This window comes from Streptomyces sp. NPDC047515 (assembly GCF_040643055.1).
GTDB lineage: Bacteria > Actinomycetota > Actinomycetes > Streptomycetales > Streptomycetaceae > Streptomyces.
On sequence record NZ_JBEYTM010000093.1, the window covers coordinates 1 to 17,362 of the forward strand.

Genomic DNA, 17,362 nt, shown 5'->3' on the forward strand with positions numbered 1-17,362 from the left:
CGGCCTGCCGCGGCCTGAGCCCAGGGCCGACACCCGGCCCCACCACACCTCGACACACCGTCAGACACCCACACACCCAACAACGTGACAACGCCGTTCGGGGCGGTACAGCTGCCGGTCAGCGCCAGCGTGCGGTCCTCTGGTCGGTCAGCGCACTGCGGGGCGTGTGCGGCGTGCGGTGTGTACGGGCCCCTCCGCCCAGAGCAGGGCCGCGCACAGGAAGGCCGCTGCTGCAAAGACCAGCGATTGTGTGACGGAGTCATTTCGTGCTCCGGTGGCGAGCGCGCCGGCCGCCGAGAGCGCCAGGGCGATGGCCGGCAGCGCACGGGGGCGCCGCGTGACGTCTGGTGCGGCGGCGGGTGGCAGCAGCCGGACCGCGAGGCTGTAGCACGCGCAGGCCAGCAGTGTGGCCCCCAGTACGTCGCTGGGCCGGTGCTGGTAGGTGGCCTGGACGGCGCCGGCGGTGACGGCGAGCCACAGCATGCCGGCCGCGGTGACGTAGGGGCGGATGCGGGGGGAAGCGACGAGGACGGCGCCGAAAACCAGCCCGGCGGGGATGGCCGCGTGTCCGCTGGGAAAGCTCGCCTCGGTGAGGGAGACGCGCGCGTCGACCAGATCGGGGCGAGGCAGGATCACCTTGCTGAGTAGCTCCGCGACTCCGAGCGTGACCATGACGACTCCGGCCGCCGCGCAGCCTTGCCACCAGCATCTCCGCACCAGGGTGACGGCCACGATGACCGCCATGCCCGCGACCAGGGTGGGCATGGCGGTGTCGTCTAGCGGCGGCAGGGCCGGCGAATCGTAGACTAGTCCCGACCAGTGGTAGATCCACGCCGGTTCGCCGCCGGCGTTTTCGGTGATCAGGGCGTTTTCCGCCCGTTGCCCAAACGGGGTGCAGACAGCGATCAGGTAGACCGCCAGGAGCCCCAAAAGGTACAGCGGAGCTGAGACCCGTGGCCGTATCGTCCGCGAGAGGCTGGGTTCGGTCGTGATTCCCGGGACCTGGCCGGGGGTGTCCGGGTGCGTGGACAGGGTCGAGGGATCTTGCCGAGTCATCGCTTTCTCCGTTTCTTCGTGGGGGGCAGTTCGGTCACGCGCCTCTTCTGGCACGCGGTGGGCCGACGGGCTCGGCCAGCCCACGGGGATCTGCTCCTATTTGAGGAGCGCCTGGCTCTGCCGGCGCTGGGCGGTGATCGCCAGGGCTGGGAGGGGCGCGATCAGGAGGAGGAGCACGACCAGGCTCGGCAGGGAGTTCATGAACCAGTTCGGCTGGACAACGATCGCCTGCGTGCGGATGATCGCGAAGGCTGCGACGGGGATCAGCCACCGGTAGTCGCCGGTGGCCGCCGTCGCCAGCCACGCGGCGATCAGCGAGGCGACTTCGAGGGCGAACAGGCCGCGTTGGAAGACCGAACCGACGGAGATGATGTGCAGGCCCCCGGCCACGGACATGGCGAGCACGACGGGGACCAGCCAGCGGTACGAGTGGCGCCGCAGCTGGCCGGGACGGCAGGCTGCCAGCACGGTGCACGCGGTGAACAGTGTCCCCGACAGCATCAGGTCACGGGCCGTTATCGGGGCGCCCAGCCCGTAGTAGCCCAGGCCCACCTTGCCCTCGTCGCCGAAGAACGTGTTGCTGTTGAACGTGGCACCGACGCAGATCATCGCCGCTGCGGCCGGCAGGGCGATCCACGGCTTACCGCGCAGCAGGGCGACCAGGCAGACCAGCGGAAGCAGCCCGTAGGGCAGGAGCCGTGTCTGCGTGCCGGGCCCTTGTGCCCACGGGTACCAGCCGGCGAAGTGGAAGGCGATGGCATGCTGGCCGGGATCGATGTGCAGTGCCCAGTGCCACACATCCTGCAGGTACGGCACCAGCGCCAGCACGGCGAGGGCAAGGGCCGCCAGATGGACGCCGTCCAGCCACCACGGCCGGGCCGTGTCGTCAACGGCGGCACGGGCACGGGCCTGCACCCCGGCGCGCACCAGGGCGGCAATCTCCCGCGGCGGCGGCCAGGAACGGCCGGGATAGGCCTCGGCCAGGCAGGTCAGCAACTCCTCTCCCTGCCGGGAACGGTAGGACTCGGGATAAGCCGCAAGCAGCAAACGGTTCATGCCCGGGCCACCCCGACATCCCACGAGCGCCCGATGACGACAGCCGCCGCCTGCTGCATCCGCAGCGCCTCCCGGCCGAGCACCTCGGTGCCGTCCTCGGTGAGCCGGTAGTAGCGCCGCGCCCGCCCGCCCACGATCTCCTCATGATCGGCGACCACCAGCCCGGCCCGCTCCATCCGCTCCAGCGCACCGTAGAGAGTGCCGACAGCGATCCGGAGCCGCCCGTCGGTGGCCTGCTCGGCAGCCTTGATGATGCCGTAACCGTGTAACGGCCCGTCCATGAGCGCAGCAAGGATGAAGTACTGCGGTTCCGTCAAGGACGGATTCTGTCGCGTCATACATCGAGCATATATCGAGCAACGAGATATATCCGTTGGCTCTGCGGTCACCGGCAGCGCCTCCACACCCGCGGCAAGCGTCGCCTCTCCCGACCGGCCGGTTTCGGCGAAGACTTGAGAGGTACCGACGACGCACCCCAGTCGGCCCCCGTCGGGCCGGGCATCGTGCCTCCGACCCCCGCGGAGCACTGCTGACGCGGCAGCGGTGGAAAAGAAGGTGTTCCTGCCGCGCGACATCCTGCCGTCTCACGTAGTCAAGAGGGGTATGCGCGGGGATCACGGAACAAGAGAACAGGCGGGGGCCGAGTGAAATCAGCACAGGAGGATCAGTACCTGGAGTTCGTGGCCGCGAGGGCGAAGGCGCTGTACCGCTCGGCGTACGTCCTCGCGGCCGGCGACACGCATCTTGCCGAGGACCTGGTCCAGGAAACCCTCAGCCGGGTGTACGTGCACTGGAAGCGAGTGTCCAAAGCGGACAGCCCAGCGGCCTACGCCCAGACGGTTCTGGTCCGTACCTCCCTCACCCTGCGGCGTCGGCGAAGCACCGGCGAGCGCCCCATCGGGAACATGCCCGACAACGCGGCGGCCGGCCCGGACGCCGCACTGCGGCTCACCCTGCTGGACGCGCTCGGCCAACTGCCGCCCCGAGACCGGGCGGTGCTGCTGCTGCGCTACTGGGAGGACCACAGCATCAAGGAGACCGCCCAGATACTCAAGCTGAGCAGCAGCGCGGTCCGCTCCCAGGGCACCCGGGCACTCAACAGGGTGCGCGCGTTGCTCGGCGACAGCCTGTCCGACCTGGTTCCGCACTGAACACCGGTGCACACAGGTCAAACCCACCGCAAAATCCTCATCAGCGACAGAAAAGGTGACGCCAGCATGCCATTCGAAGCAGACCTCGCACACGCCCTGGACCGCACGACCGACTCCCTCGAACCCGATCTCACCACGCTCACGAGCGGAGCCGTCGAGCGCGGGCGGAGCCGCAGTCGGCGTCGGCGCAGCGCCGGCGTCATCGCCGGGGTCGGCGCCTGCGCCGCGATCGCGGCAGCCGGCCTGGTGCTCCCCGGCGCGCTCGCCGGGACTCGCTCCGCAGGATCCGACATGGAAACGGTGGCGCTGGCGATGCCCCGTTCCGCGATCAGCGGCACCCAGATGATCGACGCTGTGAAGAAGACGTTCCCCGGGAGCCGGTTCGGCCAGGAGGACGGACAGAGCAACGACCCCTCGAATCCGTCCAGCGGGTGGGTCGCCAACGGCGGAGTGGACGTCAACGACGGGCACGGCGCCGCCAACGTCGGTGTCTCGGCCCTGCGGCTCAAGCTGCCGCTCAGGGACGGCGAAGGGCTGAACTGCGACCATACGGCCGGGCGTGCTGAGGTCGGCGACACCTGCGAGCTGAGCGAGCTGCCGAGCAGCGCGGCGCTTCCCGGCGGAGCCCTGGTGATGTCGGAGAAGATCGCGGAAAGGCAGTCGATCGGTGCCGACCCCGTCCCCGACTCCGACATCGCTCACCGCTGGACGACGACGGTGACCCTGAAGTCGACCGGCGCCCAGCTTCAGATGGTGCAGTGGAACACCGCCGGCGACTTCGGTAGCGGAAACAGGCCGAAGCCGACCCGTGACGCTCCCCCGCTCTCCCAGAAGCAGGCGGTGGCCGCACTCACCGGTCCCACCTGGGCGCCGATCCTCGGTGCCGTCGGCTGACCCGTTGCATTGCCGAAAATGAGGGCAGAACCTCCATGACCTGCTGCGCTGGCAGGTCATGGAGGTTCTGGTCGGTGCCGTCGTCTTGCCACAGGCCGAAGTAGTAGTACACCGCGCCGCCGGGCGGCAGGTCGCCTGGCAGGTAGGCCCACTGACAACCCGTCCGGAACTGGTACAGGATCGCGTTGACGATCTCCCGCATCTCGTACCTGCCCTCGTGGCCCGTGACCGAGGGCCGCCCGGCCTTTCACGCAGCCAGCACGGGCTCGATCAACGCCCACCGCTCGTCGGACAAGTCGCTCGGGTACGGCTTGCGCTCAGTCAACCCGCCACCCCAGCACAGCCAAGCCCACCGACCAGCAGAATCGCTCCAGAATCACACGATCAGGCGACCACAGAACGGAAATCAAGCCTCATAACGCCCTCTTTGTCGGCGGCGGCTGAAATTGGACCCACTTCGGTCGGTTGACATCTGACCCAGGTGTCTTCGGTTTGGTTGGTTCAGTCGTTGTCGGTGGTGGCGGTGGGGACGCATCCGAGTTCACGTCCTCGCATGCGGAACGAGTCGCCCTTGAGGGAGTGGACCTCGGCGTGGCGGACGAGGTGGTCGATCATGGCGGCGACCACGGTCTCGTCTCCGAAGACTTCTCCCCAGCTACGCCCGGCCCTCCGCTCTTCGGTGCGCAAGGCTTCCGGGCCCGCGTCCGACAGGCTGAGGCCTGCGTACCGATCAGCCAGCGAGATTCGGGAGACGTCCTGGAACAAGACGTCGAAGACCCGAGGGGCATCCCCCTCCTCGCCCCCCGACAATCCGCGAAGCAGGATCTTGCTGTGGCCTACTCCAATAGCCCACGGCTTGAACGTGCCCTGCAGAGTCAGCGGGAGATTCCCCTCCACCAATTGGTACGTCACTTGAACTTGGCCCTTGCCCATGTTTCGGTACGTCGGGTATTGCTTCGCCATAACGGACTCGATCCTTCCAAAAGATCGAGCCTCTACCGAACCCGGAACGGTTCAGGCTAGTGCTTGGTTGGTGGTGCGGGTTGCTGTTCGGCGTCGCGAATGGCGCGGGCTGCGTTGATGAGTCCGATGTGGCTGAAGGCTTGGGGGAAGTTGCCGAGGGCTTCTCCGGTGGTGGAATCTGCTTCCTCGGCCAGCAGGCCGACGTCGTTGGCTTGCGCGAGAGCGGTGTCGAAGACCTGCCGAGCTTGGGTGGGGTGGCCGATGAGGGCGAGGGCGTGGGCAAGCCAGAAGGTGCACAGCAGGAAGGCTCCCTCGCCTTCGTCGATTTCGTCGCCGAGGTAGCGGCGGACCAGGCCGTGGTGGTCGGTGAGGTGAGTGGCGATTGCCAGGACGGTGGACTGGACGCGGGGGTCCTGTGGGGGCAGGAAGCCGACGATGGGCAGCATCAGGGAGGAGGCGTCCAGGTCGTCGCTGTCGAATGTCTGGGTGAAGGCGCCCAGGCGGGGATTCCATCCTCGCCGTTCGATGGCTTGGCGGATCTGGTCGCGCTCGCGCCGCCAGAGGGGTACGCGTTCGCCAGCCTGTAGGAGCGGGGCTAGGGCGATGGCGCGGTCCAGGGCGACCCAGCACATCAGTTTCGAGTGCAGGAAGTGTCTGCTCGGCCCGCGTCGCTCCCAGATTCCCTGGTCGGGTTCGGTCCAGCGGCGGGCGGCTGTCTCGGCTGCTTGGAGCAGGAAGGCGCGGGTGGGTGGGTCGAGGTGCCCGTCGGGTGGGAGTGTCTGGTGGGCGGCGTCGAGGAGTTCGCCGTAGACGTCGAGTTGGCGTTGGCGCCACGCGTCGTTGCCGGTGCGTACGGGGGCGCTATCGCGCCAGCCGGTCAGGTGGGGCAGGGTGCGCTCGCTCAGGTCGCGTTCGCCGCCGATGCCGTACATGATCTGCAGGTCCACTCCCCGGCCGAGCTGGGTTGCCGCAGCGCGGGCGAGGAAGCCGAAGAACTTGTCCTTCTCCTTCTCGCAGGCGGCGGTGGCCAGCGCCTGGAGCGTGAAGCTGGCGTCGCGGACCCAGGTGTAGCGGTAGTCCCAGTTGCGCGTCCCGCCGGCTTGTTCGGGCAGGGAGGTGGTGACCGCGGCGATGACGGCGCCCGTGGGGGCGAAGGTCAAGGCGCGCAGCACGCGTCCGCTGTGGCCCACTTCGTTCTGCCAGGGGCCGACGTAGCCGCGGTGGAGCCGGGACCATGAGCGCCAGCCGTCGATGGTGTCGCTCAGGCGCCGCCGGACATGCCACGCGCGACAGCGCACCGGTTTGCTTCCCCACGCCGGTGTGACGTGCAGTGCAAAGGCGAGGCGGTCCGATGCCCGGAGTGTGATCTGAGCGTGCGCGGTGGACCCGCTCACCGTCCAGTCGACAGGGCTGGACAGCCGCAGGATGTGGGCGCCCCCGTAGGCCGCAAGCCCGCCCCTAACGGGGGACAGAAGCGGGTGCACGAGGCCGAATTCCGGGCGCGGCGCGTAGGTGATCTCGACGGGCACGCTTCCTTCGGTGCAGGTGATCTGGCGCAGGAGGATGCCGGGGGAGGCGGTGCCGAGTGCGTGTCCGCGTTCCCGCCGCCCTAAGGCGAGCGCGTCGCGCAGGACCACCGTTCCGCCGGTCGTGCGGAAGATCGTTTCCAGTACCAGGGTCTCCTCGACGTACCGGCGGCTGATGTCAGCAGGGCCGACAGGGCGGATGGACCAGTGACCGGCATCCTCGTCGAGGAGCCGGGCGAAGATCGCCGGGCTGTCGAACCGGGGAAGACACATCCAGTCCACCGAGCCGTCGGAGGTGACCAGGGCGGCCGAGCAACAGTCGGACAGCAGGGCGTGGTCACCGATCGGTCGTGCGCTCACCGGCCACAGCCCGTCACGGCCCAGCCTGCCCGACCAATGTCCCGCGCACCGTACTCGCCCTCACGCCGGTTCGAGGGTGAGGAACTGGCGGCCGCTGGCGATCCATGCCTCCTGCACATGGAATCCGGCGTCCGGGGCGAGACGGTGAGCTGCCGCGCTGCCCACCCGAGCCCACAGGAAAGGGCGGCTACGCCGGCCTCGGCCGTCTTCGAGGCGGACGTACGCCCGGTGCTCGTAGATGTCCTCATCTTCGACCTCCAGAAGCAAAGAGCCGCGGCGGGCGAGCAGTCCGCGGGGCCTGCGCAGCAGGGCTAGCGGATTGCCACCGATGCCGATGCTGCCGTCTGCGAGGATGACAGTCGCCCACTGCCCCTCGCCGGGGACGGGGGCGAAGACGGAGCGGTGCAGCACATTGGCTCCTGCTGAGGTGGCCATGGCGACGGCGGCGGGAGTGGTGTCCAGGCCGAGGGCGGTAATGCCGCGGCGGTGGAGGGCCAGGACGAGGCGGCCGGCCCCGCAGCCCACGTCGAGGGCCGGGCCCTGGCAGCGGTCCACCACTTCCTCATCCGCCGCGTCAGCCGGTCCCCGCCACCGTTCCAGGTCCAGCGGCAGCAGCCGCCCATCCGAGTGGCGCAGACACAGGTAGGGACGCTGCGCACGCAAGGCGGCAGCGTAGAGGTCCATCGGGCGGGGACACGACAACACCTGATGCGGTCCGGCCCGCCAGGCGCGATGCGGCCGCGTCTCGCCCGAGACCGGCGGTTCCCCGTGTTCACTGCCCATCGCGCTTCGAACGCCCGGGGCGGCTTTGGTCGCGAGCACGGCGTTGGCTGGCCCGGTAGCGCAGATGCCCGAGGGCGGAGGAGGCCAGCACAACCGCATGTCGGGTCGGGGCACGCAGCTGCCGCAGGGCGAAGAGGGCGGCGGAGGCGGCCAGCAGGACCGCGGTGATGACCAACCATCGGGTCAGGTACACGTCCGGAGAGAGCGCCGTGTCGCCGTGGTACGGCTGCGCCTGGCGCAGGATCAGCGGGAACCACACCAGGAGCAACAGACAGGACAGGGCCACCGGAACCCGCACGTAGTTGACCCATGTTCGTTTCGGCGCTCGGTCCTTTCGGGGCGGCAGTACGGTTTGCGCGGTGAGATCGGCTCCGCTGTAGAGCGGAAGGAAGACCAGGTCGTGCAGGAGGGCCGCGCCGATGAACCACAGCGCGACCGCGAGGGTGCGCCCCGTCAGCAACTGCACCGCAGCGTAGGCAGCCACGGCGAAACTGACGACCATGGCGAGCAGATGAGCGGGGCCGGCACCGTACCAACGCAGGAGACGGGTCATCAGGTCACGTCCGGAAGGTGAGAGCGCCGACCCACTTGGTGTTGTTCACCCCAGGGTTGGCAGGGACGATGATCCGGGCCGGATAGCCGTGGTTGATGGACAACGGCGCGCCGTTGACGTGCAGGGCCAGCAGCGAACGGGGATCGTGGATCTGGTTGCCGGCCAGCAGAACGTTGCTGAACGGGCCGCCCGGTTGGACGGACTGCACCATCACGCTGCCCGCGTGGGGAACGCCGGCTAGTTCCGCGAGATCTCGCAGCCGTAGGCCGGACCAGTGCTGATCGTCGGTGGACCAGCCCTCCACGCAGGCGATCGGCAGGGCCGCCCGGTGCTGGGGCATCTTGAGCAGCTGCTCCCGGGTGAAAGTGAGCGCGGGCCCGCTCCCGTGGACGTGCAGTCGCCAGGCAGGACCGATGGCCGCCGCGGTGACGCCAACGGCGGCCGCGGTCTTGTTGACCTGAAAGCCGTTCGGGCCACGTCCCGGGTTTCGGTTGTGCGGGGCCAGGAGGGCGGTGCGGCGCCACGGGCCGCCAATGCTCTGTCCGGCGGTGACCACCAGCAGCGCGAGCGACCCGGCCCCAGCGAAGCCCAGGGCGCCGCGCCGGCTCATGGTCGGCGCGGCGGGCACGGCGGCGACCAGGCCATAGGGGTCCGGTGGTTCGGGCTCGGTGTGGGCCGTGTCCGTCCGCAACTCCGCACTCAGGCTGCGCGAGCGCAGAGCACGGCGCATCCGGCCGATCCGCAGGCCCACATGCACGATGAAAGCGGCGATGAACACCCACGCGCCGTAGAAGTGCAGCGTGTAGAAGGAGCCCGGGAAGATGTAGTCAAGCTGGATGTTCAGCAGCCCGGTGACGAACTCGAAGATCGCGCCCCCGACGAGCAGCAGCAAAGACAGCCGCTCGACGGCATGGGCCGGGGTGCGCACGGGCGGCCACTCGAACAGCTTCGGGATGACCGACCACAGCTTGGCAAGCAGCACAGGAATCAGGACGACGCCCAAGGTGACGTGCACGCCCTGCGTGACCCGGTACAGCCAATAAGGATGGGTGGGCCAGGTGAACAGATAGAAACCCAGCAACCCCTTGCCCGGCGTGTGATCATTGACCCGGCCGAGCCCGGGATTGTAGGCGGCATACGACAGAAGACCGGTCACGAACAGCACCGAGATACCGACCAGCAACACCAGCCCGAAAACCGCCGTCAGCCACGGCCCACGCAACGGACTGCGCCAGAACCCAGGGCGGAACGGACCCGGCGGCCGACTCCGCGCAATGGCCAACACCTTCCCCAGGGCCGAACCCGGAAACTCATGCGGCGTTCGCCCCCGAGGCGCAGAGCCGCCACGACGTGGTGCTGGACGGGCTCCGCCCTCCTCATCCGCCATTGACACCACCCGCCCATCCGCCCGAATTCCGAGTGTTTCCCGCACACTCCGATGCTGACGCGGGCGGCCCGCTCCGGCATGTTGGACACCGCTTCGGACCCATGAACAACACGAACGGCGCTGTCACGTTGGCTGACGGGGTGGGAGGATCCTCAGGCTGATCACGGTGGAGGGGGTCGTCCCCTCCCTGTCAGACTCTCGTGAGAGGCACCGCGGCGATCGGATTCCACGTGATGTGCGCGCCGTCGTGCCACTGTTCGACGAGGCGCAGCCGGTCGGCGACCACGGTCCCGGACAGCGGCTGCTCAATGGCTGCCAGTACGGCCCGGAGGGCGACCGCGTCGACGTCCTCAGCACCGTCCGAGGTGTAGGCGACGGACTGTCGCCCGATGTTCTGCCCATCCTCGCGGTGCCGCACAGGTCTGCGCTACACCCCGCTGCCGCAGTTCACGCCGGTTGGGCAGGTGGAGTGGCTGGAAGCTCCGCCCCGCCCAGCCGGACGGCTTCTTCGTCATCCAGGTTGACCTGGTACGAGCCGCCGTACCCGCCGGCGCCCTCCGGACAGCTGCGGCGCAGCAGCGGCACCACGGCTTCGGCCATGGCGATACAGCGCGGGTCCTTCGCGTAGGAGGCCACCGGTCCTCCCCTTTCAGGTCTGGTCGGTGAGATGGGGCAGCAGGGTCTTGAGGTCCCGGGCGACGCGCTCGGCCAGGACGGTGGGGTCGTTTGCGGTCCACTGGTGGGCCGCTCCGATCGCGTCGGGGGCCTTCGTCTTTGATGAGCTCTTGCTCGGGAAGGAGCCGGAGGTGACGCGCGCGGTGAAGGTCACCGGTGCTGGCGGCCTGGGAAGGAAGAGCAGCGGGTGGTGCGGGGTGAAGCCGAAGTGGCCCAGGTCGGCCGCGCGTTCTTCCTCGAAGAGCTGCGGCTCGGTCCACAGCCCGACGCTGACCACCATCCATACATGCGGGGCGTCCGGGTCGTTGCACAGCCACAGGTCGAACGTGCCGACCAGCACGTGTTCTTCCCACTTCCAGACCTGGCCCGCGGTTCGAGTTCGTCGGCCCCGTCCACGCGCAGCGGCATCAGTGCCTGCTCGAACGGGACGATCAGATCGGTGTAGGCGTCGCGCATAGCGCTGCTGGCGGCGTGGTCGACGGTCCGCTCCCGGTCGGGAACGATCTCCCACGGCAGCTGGTCGGGCAGCACCGTGACCAGGTACTGGCGCAGCCGGTCGACGGCCACCGGAATGCCGTCCTTGCCACGCCTGGCGTGCTCGGCCTGGGGCAGACGCACCCACCAGGCGTAGTAGTGGACGTCGTCGCCGTAGGAGTCGTCGTCGCAGCAGTCCTCGTACACGCAGCCCAGCGAGGCGGCGAGCTCCGTCATCGGCCCCCGGGTGTGCTCCGCCAGGTCCGGTGCCATCCCAGCGTCGCCATACGGTTCGGTGACACGCTGTTCGGGGTCGTCGACATTGATGCGCCACACGACCCAGTCGAAGTCTTCCCAGTCGGTCACGGCGCCCACGCGCCCCGCGGCTTCACGCTCTAGTGTCCTGCGCCAGGAATTCGATCAAGATATGCGGCGAGGCGTTCGAGGATCTCGTCGGCGCTCTTCGTCCAGGCGAAGGGGCGGGGGTTCTCGTTCCAGGTCTTGATCCAGATTCGGATGTCTTTCTCCAGCGCGTGGTGTCGGTGGGCAGTGTGGAGAGCCAGTAGTCGGTCGGCTCGGCGGAGTCGGGTGGCCACTCGACGAGCAGCCAGCATTCGGGCAGCACGCCGTCGGCGTTTCGCCGGATCGATCGGTTGGCCGGGCGAACCCGCAGGGCCAGGAACTGCGAGCGCATTTCGGCGTTCGGGTTGCGCTTGGTGGTTTTGCTGCCCTGGCGCCAGGTGACGGTGCGGGTGGCCGGTTGTCCGGCGGCCAGGGCCAGGGCGCGCAGGGTGGTGTGCGGCTGGGGGTAGGCGGACACGGGAGGGCGGCCCTGCCCGGAGTACGGCGGGCGCTCGGGCGTCGCGTCGCCCGGGTGCGCTGTCGTGGTTGCCTTGACCGCGACCGCGTAGGTCAGGCCGCGCTCGGTCAGGCCCTCGCGAAAGCCGGTGGCGTCGCCATATCCGGCGTCGGCAACGACCGGCAGGTCGGGCAGCTCCCATTCCCCGCGTACTTCGTCGAGCATGTCCAGGGCCAGGCGCCACTTCTCCCGGTGCCGTGCCGCGTCGGGGATGCCCGCCTTGGCGCGGCGGCGCCGGATGGCCTCGGCCAGCAGCAGGTCCTCGCCGTGCTTGGTGTCGTCCCAGCTCTCGGGAAGGAACAGGCGCCAGTCGATGGCGGAGGAGGCGCGGTCGCTGACCAGGTTCACGCTGAGTCGGGTAGGACCGCCGCATTGCTGCGGCGGTCCCCCCTCAGAACCGGCCGTGCGGGCTTTCCCCGCAGCTCGGCTCAAGCAAGCCCCGAAGGCGCGCAGACGTGCAGTGCCGCAGTGTTTCTGCCAGTGGCGAGCCGTCGCTGGCAGAAGGAGTGGACAAGACGGAGTTGCACTCCGTCCGACGTGTCGACTCCGCGATAGGCGATCCTCCTTGTGGTGATCGCCTTGCGGGTGTCCCGCAGCCAGTGTTCCCACTCGGTGGGGCTGGAGGGCGGGTCATCGGCGGGCAGCAGCAGGCCCCGGCAGATCAGGCACCGTCCGTCCTGCGCCTGGAGCAGACGCAAGGTGGCGCGGTCGATCGGCGGGGGTGCACCGGTGCGGCGCCGTTCGGCCCAGTAGGAGGCCAGGGCGGGGTCGTCCGGGGACGCCGCGCCGTGGACCATCTGGTGTCGGACGATCTTCGTCCAGGCGAATTTCAGCAGGTAGGCGCCGCTATCGCGGTCACCGAACACCCACTGGTCCTGCCGGGACTTGTTGAACGTGCCGTAGTACCGGGCGGTGACCCAGTGCCGTGGCTTGTTCGGGTGAGCGCGGGTCGCCCACTTGTAGGTGAGCTTCCACATGTAGTCGTCCAGCGCGGTGAAGATCTCGCTGGCGACCACACTCCGGTAGTAGGCGGACCATCCCCGAATAATCGGGTTGAGCCGTTGCAGCACCGCAGCAACGTTGGCCCCGCGAAGGGACCGTACCTCGGTGCGCAGCCTGTTCCGGATCCGTCTGACGGCATCGCGGCTCGGTTTGATCAGTAGCTTGCCGTGATAGCGGCGGATCGTGAAGCCGAGGAAGTCACAGCCTTCTTCGAGGTGGACGATGCGCGTCTTGTCCTCGTTGAAGACCAGCCCTCTGGGCCGCAGCCACTCGGCGAGCCTCGCTTTGACCTGCTCGGCCTGTTCCCGCGAGTGGCACAGGGCGAGGAGATCGTCGGCGTATCGCACCAGCAGCGGGGAGCCCGGCATGGTGTCCCCGGCACGGCGGCCGGATTGCCGGTATCGCACTCCCGCAGCCGTCTCCATCCCGTGCAGAGCGATGTTCAAGAGGACCGGGCTGATCACGCCGCCTTGGGGTGTTCCCTCCTCGGTCGGAGTGAGCCGGCCGTCCTCGACCACACCCGCTCGCAGCCACTGCCCGACCAGCTCCCGCGCGGGGAGCGTGCCGAGCTGCTGAAGAAGGTGTGCGTGGTCGATGCGGTCGAACGCCGCTGCCAGGTCCGCGTCCAGTACCCACTGGCGGTGGGCCCGTTTGCCCTTGGCCGTCCAGTAGATTGCCGCGATCGCGTCCTGACAGCCGCGGCCGGGCCGGAAGCCGTACGACTTCGGCTCGAACCGCGCCTCCCACTCGGGTTCCAGTGCCTGTGAGACCCGGGCCTGCTGGACCCGGTCCACCATCACGGGAATGCCGAGCGGGCGTCTCTTGCCGCCTGCTTTGGGGATGAATACCCGCTTGACGGGCCGGGTCTGCCACGGGCCGGTCCGGTGCTGGACCCAGTGGGCCAGCTCCGTCTTGCCCGGAGCGGTCAGGACAACCTGTCCATCGACCCCGGCCGTCTTGCGTCCTGCGTTGATCTCCGTGACCCGCCGCACGCTGACCAGCGTGTTGGCCAGGGAACGGAGCATCAGTTTCTGCAAATTGCGGACCCTCTTCAGGTCCCCTGCCTGCGATGCCGTGAAGATTCTCTGCCGCAGTCGCCGTACTGACCCTTCCTGGGCCTGCCAGTCGATGGCATCCCAGTCGAGGGGCATGTCCTCCGGTCCGTTCGCCGGGCCGGTACTGTTCGCCGCCGGATCGGCAGCGGGTGTGACCGTCACGGTGTCCAACTTGCCCTTCGGTTCCGGTCTCTTGCTCGGTCGAGTCCTTCACAGGCTCACCCGGCCCACGTCAGCACCCTTTCGGGTCCGGGCATCTGCCCGTATCCGGCCAGTTATGCGGGACTCGGCGCAGGCGCCGATGTCTGTCCCGGTTTCCTGCCGCCTTTCGGCATACCGGCGTTGGCTTCCTGGGCCGTCCTGCACCCGCTGGGGAGCTGGGCCTTCCTTACGGTCGGCTGACCGGACGTATCAATCGGTCCGGACCTCAACGGGGTTGTCGCGTTCCACACGTGTGAGATGCGACCGGGGTGGGCGCCCTCATTACTCCGGGACGATGGTGTCCTCCCGGCCGACTCGGAGTCTTCGACCGCCATCTGCCGCTTCTCAGCGGCCAGTCCTGCACCTTGCTGCTGCTTTCCACCTGCGAGGCTTGCCATCACGGAGCATCGTTGAGGGTTCAGTGAGCTTCACCCGTCCGGTCTTTTCCTTGCCTGTGGCCCCCGGGCGGAACGGGAGCTCTTGGGCTTCTTCCCCGAGCTTCGCACCCCGCCGTTACCGGCGGCGCACGTCGGGGAGGGAACGGGCCTTGGACACTGGCCCGAGTTACGTCATCGGCATGACGCCGACCTCCTTCCAACGCAACCACTCACTACGTGCGACCTCGCGTCGCACCGCCGATCTGGCAGTTGCCGCGCTTGCCCAGAGCGCCGCAGTACATCCGCGCCACCCCCGGCGAGTCGTAGCCGTCCTTGGGGAAGCCGACATCGTCGATCGCATACGCCTGGGGAGAGATGTGCGCCGCAGCCCAACGGGCCACCCGTTCCCGGACCTTGGAGTAGTCCCAGGTCGAGGAGGAGACGAACTGCTGCAGCTGCTGGTGGTCCACGCCCAGGCGATCGGCCATCGGCTGCATCGACTTGCGCTTGCCGTCCAGCATCAGCCCACGCAGATACATCTCGCCCTTGGCCCGCTGGTCCCGACGGGCCAGCGAGCCGAGCATCTGAGCCGCGAACGCCTCCAGACGCGGACGAACCTCTTCCATCTCCTCAGGTGTCACACCTGAAAGAAGATCACAACCCTACTCCTGCTTGATCATCCGGGGTACCTAACAAAGCCCTACTAGTCGTTCACCGACATGTGCCCCTGTGCCGCGCCCGCCCCCGGCGACCGGTCAGGCGGAGGTGTGCAGCGGGACCGTCAGCTGCTTCAGCCAGGTGCCGGTGGTGAAGTCACGTGCCTTGATGACGACCGAGCGGGGGCCCACCTCGACCTGGAGGCCCTGGTTGAAGGCGCCGCCGAGCGAGACCTCGCCGCCCTTGCCGTCGTCCATCCAGCCGACCTCCACGGCGGCGGTGTTGACGACGGTGAACCCTTCGAGGTTGCCGGTGCCGGGGACGACGCGGCGCACCACCCAGTCGGACAGGTTGAGGTCCCAGTGGGTGTGCCCGGAGAACAGGAACACGTCCTTGTGGCGGCCCAGGATCGACAGGAGCCGGTCGGGCTGGAGGTAGTCGCTCAGGTACAGCCTGTTGTGCGTGCCCGACACGGTGTTGGGCAGCGGGTGGTGGGTCAGGACCATGACGGGACGACGGCGGCGCGCCCAGTACGCGAGCCGGTCCTCGAGCCAGGCGAACTGCTCGTCGCTGATCCACACGTCGTCCCACAGCTTCGCGTCGTGGTAGTGGGAGTATCGCTCGGTGCCGAGGCTGAGGACGGGCACGCCGCCGAAGGAGGTCTCCGAGTAGACCTTGTTGCGCTCCGCGAAGTTGTAGAAGCTGCGGAAGAGGGAGTCCTCGGTGGTGCCGTTGGGCCAGGTCGCCTGGGCGAGGGTGTTCGGGTCGCTGTACTTCGGTACGTAGAACTCGTGGTTGCCGATCGCCCACGCCACGTTCTTGGGGTGCGGGTGCTTGTCCAGGGTCTGGCGGACGGCTGCGTACTCGAAGTCGTAGCCGCGCGGGGTGATGTCGCCGGCTATGCCGAGGCCCGCACTGCCGGGGTTGACCGAGTGCAGGTCGTCGAGGGCCTTGCCGAAGTCGGACAGGTCACCCTGAATGTCGCTGATGATATTGAACCGCACGGTCCCGCCGTCGCCGCGGCGCTGTCCATCGAGCTCGGCGGCGGGTGCGGCGTCGGCCGCGGGCGCGGAGACCACGGAGCCGGTCGCGGCGAGCGCGCCGCCCGCGAGCGTCGCGCTCGCCGTCGTGGCCATGAACGATCTGCGATCCATCAGTGTTTCCTCCAAAGCGACTCCCCCGTGTACGGGTGGTGGGTCGGCTCGAGCGTTACCGGTCGCGATGGCCTGCCAACGTATCGGAGGTGACCGCGGGCTTAACTGGTCTAGCTCAGTTACCTTCCCGAGATCACCGCGCGGTCAATGTTCCTTGGTGCCTGTCTAGCCCAGTTCGAGCGTGGTGACGCCGAAGATCCTTTGCTCGGCGCGCGGTCGGACGGGGCCGGTGTACATGCGGGCCGTGGCGAACCCGGAGGTCAGGCCGTACTCGACCAGCGCGCCACCACCCTGACCGCCCTGGGCGCCGCCCTCGCCCGCGACGCCGGCGCCCAGGGTCCCGCCATCGACGGCCGCGCCGCCCTGCTGCGGACGGAGATCACCACCGCCGGAGTCACCGCGGCCGCGGTGCTGCTGGACCTCGCCCTCGCCCTGCACCACACCGTGCGCGGCGACGATGCTGCAGTCCGAAACGACATTGCCCGGCTGGAGGAGCTCACCCGCAGCGGCGACTACGCGTACTACACCGACATCGCCCACTTCCTGGCCGGCCTCCCCCTCGCCGGCGCACTGGCTGGATGGAGAACAGACCACCCGGCAGCGGTGGCGGGTCCTGGTTACCGCCCGGCGAGGCCACCTGCACAGCACCCCATGACGCACGGTGGCCCTGCCGCATCCGGCAGGGCCACCGGCGGGATAGCGCCGACGGTCTGCCCGCGTGCCCCCTTCGGCGAGATCATCCGGGCGAGCGTCGGCCCGGCGTACCCCCACCTGCCAGGCCCGAAGCCCCACCGAGCTGACGAACCAGTTGATGTGACCGCGTGACGGAATACCGCCACGTGGGAAACCCGTCACGCACGGCATCCCTACGCGATCTGTATGTCTGCCAGGATGCAGCCGCAGCTTGGCATGTTCACGTTATCAAGTGGGGAGATTCATGCACTCCATAACGCGTATAGCTTTGGGCGCGGCGACCGCCGCCGTCCTGGGCGTCACTGCGGTCGCGCCTTCCGGGGCGGCGGATTCGCCGCCTGACGGTGCCTCGGGGAAGCGGCCCGTCGTCGGCAGCGGTGCCACGGCATCAGGCGGCAAGCAGGTGTCGGTCACGCTCGTCACCGGCGACAAGGTGCTGGTGACCACGGACGCGTCGGGCCGCAGCTCGGCGGCGGTGCTGCCCCG

General features: G+C 68.7%; 18 protein-coding genes and 4 pseudogenes. 4 read left to right on the top strand and 18 right to left on the bottom strand.

Annotated features, from left to right (window positions below; translation table 11 throughout):
- Window positions 1–147: 147 nt before the first annotated feature.
- From ABZ826_RS36820 to ABZ826_RS36830, 3 genes are all read right to left on the bottom strand, one after another.
- Entirely contained in the window at window positions 148–993 is an 846-nt protein-coding gene (locus ABZ826_RS36820) for a phosphatase PAP2 family protein (protein WP_361458614.1), read from the bottom strand.
- A gap of 159 nt (window positions 994–1,152) precedes the next feature.
- On the bottom strand, window positions 1,153–2,112 hold the full coding sequence (locus ABZ826_RS36825; RefSeq protein ID WP_361458584.1) for a hypothetical protein: 960 nt from the start codon (window positions 2,110–2,112) through the stop codon (window positions 1,153–1,155).
- Window positions 2,109–2,450, bottom strand: coding sequence for a PadR family transcriptional regulator (locus tag ABZ826_RS36830; RefSeq protein WP_361458586.1), 342 nt, complete (start codon window positions 2,448–2,450; stop codon window positions 2,109–2,111). Before ABZ826_RS36830 ends, ABZ826_RS36825 begins: the two co-directional genes overlap by 4 nt.
- Before the next feature lie 306 nt (window positions 2,451–2,756).
- Between ABZ826_RS36830 and ABZ826_RS36835 the strand changes: the two genes are divergently transcribed.
- Entirely contained in the window at window positions 2,757–3,263 is a 507-nt protein-coding gene (locus ABZ826_RS36835; RefSeq protein ID WP_361458588.1) for a SigE family RNA polymerase sigma factor, read from the top strand.
- Window positions 3,264–3,329: 66 nt separating this feature from the next.
- Complete coding sequence (locus tag ABZ826_RS36840) at window positions 3,330–4,157, top strand: hypothetical protein (RefSeq protein ID WP_361458590.1); 828 nt, start codon at window positions 3,330–3,332, stop codon at window positions 4,155–4,157.
- Between the two features lie 52 nt (window positions 4,158–4,209).
- Here ABZ826_RS36840 and ABZ826_RS36845 read toward each other — a convergent pair.
- The 15 genes and pseudogenes from ABZ826_RS36845 to ABZ826_RS36915 all read right to left on the bottom strand — a co-directional run.
- A pseudogene (locus ABZ826_RS36845) lies at window positions 4,210–4,482 on the bottom strand (transposase); the annotation flags it as partial.
- Between the two features lie 176 nt (window positions 4,483–4,658).
- Entirely contained in the window at window positions 4,659–5,120 is a 462-nt protein-coding gene (locus tag ABZ826_RS36850; protein WP_361458592.1) for an ATP-binding protein, read from the bottom strand.
- 56 nt (window positions 5,121–5,176) lie between these two features.
- Window positions 5,177–7,006, bottom strand: a complete 1,830-nt coding sequence (locus tag ABZ826_RS36855; RefSeq protein WP_361458594.1) for a glycoside hydrolase family 15 protein — start codon at window positions 7,004–7,006, stop codon at window positions 5,177–5,179.
- Window positions 7,007–7,066: 60 nt separating this feature from the next.
- The gene (locus ABZ826_RS36860; RefSeq protein ID WP_361458596.1) at window positions 7,067–7,669 is read right to left on the bottom strand and encodes a methyltransferase domain-containing protein; all 603 of its coding nucleotides are present in this window, start codon (window positions 7,667–7,669) and stop codon (window positions 7,067–7,069) included.
- Window positions 7,670–7,778: 109 nt separating this feature from the next.
- The gene (locus tag ABZ826_RS36865) at window positions 7,779–8,342 is read right to left on the bottom strand and encodes a hypothetical protein (protein ID WP_361458598.1); all 564 of its coding nucleotides are present in this window, start codon (window positions 8,340–8,342) and stop codon (window positions 7,779–7,781) included.
- 4 nt (window positions 8,343–8,346) lie between these two features.
- On the bottom strand, window positions 8,347–9,627 hold the full coding sequence (locus ABZ826_RS36870; RefSeq protein ID WP_361458600.1) for a molybdopterin-dependent oxidoreductase: 1,281 nt from the start codon (window positions 9,625–9,627) through the stop codon (window positions 8,347–8,349).
- 292 nt (window positions 9,628–9,919) lie between these two features.
- The gene (locus ABZ826_RS36875) at window positions 9,920–10,147 is read right to left on the bottom strand and encodes a hypothetical protein (protein ID WP_361458602.1); all 228 of its coding nucleotides are present in this window, start codon (window positions 10,145–10,147) and stop codon (window positions 9,920–9,922) included.
- A 29-nt stretch (window positions 10,148–10,176) separates the two neighbouring features.
- Window positions 10,177–10,365 carry a hypothetical protein gene (locus ABZ826_RS36880; protein WP_361458604.1) on the bottom strand — a complete coding sequence of 63 codons (189 nt, stop codon included), beginning with the start codon at window positions 10,363–10,365 and terminating at the stop codon, window positions 10,177–10,179.
- Between the two features lie 13 nt (window positions 10,366–10,378).
- On the bottom strand, window positions 10,379–10,558 hold the full coding sequence (locus ABZ826_RS36885) for a hypothetical protein (RefSeq protein ID WP_361458606.1): 180 nt from the start codon (window positions 10,556–10,558) through the stop codon (window positions 10,379–10,381).
- A complete protein-coding gene (locus tag ABZ826_RS36890; RefSeq protein WP_361458608.1) occupies window positions 10,555–11,244 on the bottom strand; it encodes a hypothetical protein in 690 nt (229 codons plus the stop codon). Before ABZ826_RS36890 ends, ABZ826_RS36885 begins: the two co-directional genes overlap by 4 nt.
- Before the next feature lie 29 nt (window positions 11,245–11,273).
- Window positions 11,274–11,435 (bottom strand): annotated as a pseudogene (locus ABZ826_RS36895) (IS630 family transposase); the annotation flags it as partial.
- A gap of 173 nt (window positions 11,436–11,608) precedes the next feature.
- Window positions 11,609–12,085: pseudogene (locus ABZ826_RS36900) on the bottom strand (transposase); the annotation flags it as partial.
- Window positions 12,086–12,165: 80 nt separating this feature from the next.
- Window positions 12,166–13,890, bottom strand: a complete 1,725-nt coding sequence (gene ltrA / locus ABZ826_RS36905) for a group II intron reverse transcriptase/maturase (RefSeq protein WP_361458616.1) — start codon at window positions 13,888–13,890, stop codon at window positions 12,166–12,168.
- A 742-nt stretch (window positions 13,891–14,632) separates the two neighbouring features.
- Window positions 14,633–14,947: pseudogene (locus ABZ826_RS36910) on the bottom strand (transposase); the annotation flags it as partial.
- Between the two features lie 180 nt (window positions 14,948–15,127).
- Entirely contained in the window at window positions 15,128–16,183 is a 1,056-nt protein-coding gene (locus ABZ826_RS36915) for a DUF4073 domain-containing protein (RefSeq protein WP_361458610.1), read from the bottom strand.
- A 147-nt stretch (window positions 16,184–16,330) separates the two neighbouring features.
- Here ABZ826_RS36915 and ABZ826_RS36920 point away from each other — a divergent pair, with 147 nt between their 5' ends.
- Both ABZ826_RS36920 and ABZ826_RS36925 read left to right on the top strand, forming a co-directional pair.
- The gene (locus ABZ826_RS36920) at window positions 16,331–17,008 is read left to right on the top strand and encodes a hypothetical protein (RefSeq protein WP_361458618.1); all 678 of its coding nucleotides are present in this window, start codon (window positions 16,331–16,333) and stop codon (window positions 17,006–17,008) included.
- A gap of 112 nt (window positions 17,009–17,120) precedes the next feature.
- Window positions 17,121–17,362, top strand: a 242-nt coding sequence (locus ABZ826_RS36925) for a hypothetical protein (protein WP_361458612.1), incomplete at its 3' end; no start/stop codon positions are given.

Coding starts and splice junctions, on each gene's coding strand:
- ABZ826_RS36825 (WP_361458584.1), bottom strand. CDS start 2,112: ATGAACCGTTTGCTGCTTGCGGCTTATCCCGAGTCCTACCGTTCCCGG.
- ABZ826_RS36830 (WP_361458586.1), bottom strand. CDS start 2,450: ATGACGCGACAGAATCCGTCCTTGACGGAACCGCAGTACTTCATCCTT.
- ABZ826_RS36840 (WP_361458590.1), top strand. CDS start 3,330: ATGCCATTCGAAGCAGACCTCGCACACGCCCTGGACCGCACGACCGAC.
- ABZ826_RS36850 (WP_361458592.1), bottom strand. CDS start 5,120: ATGGCGAAGCAATACCCGACGTACCGAAACATGGGCAAGGGCCAAGTT.
- ABZ826_RS36865 (WP_361458598.1), bottom strand. CDS start 8,342: ATGACCCGTCTCCTGCGTTGGTACGGTGCCGGCCCCGCTCATCTGCTC.
- ltrA (WP_361458616.1), bottom strand. CDS start 13,890: ATGCCCCTCGACTGGGATGCCATCGACTGGCAGGCCCAGGAAGGGTCA.
- ABZ826_RS36915 (WP_361458610.1), bottom strand. CDS start 16,183: ATGGATCGCAGATCGTTCATGGCCACGACGGCGAGCGCGACGCTCGCG.
- ABZ826_RS36920 (WP_361458618.1), top strand. CDS start 16,331: ATGTTCCTTGGTGCCTGTCTAGCCCAGTTCGAGCGTGGTGACGCCGAA.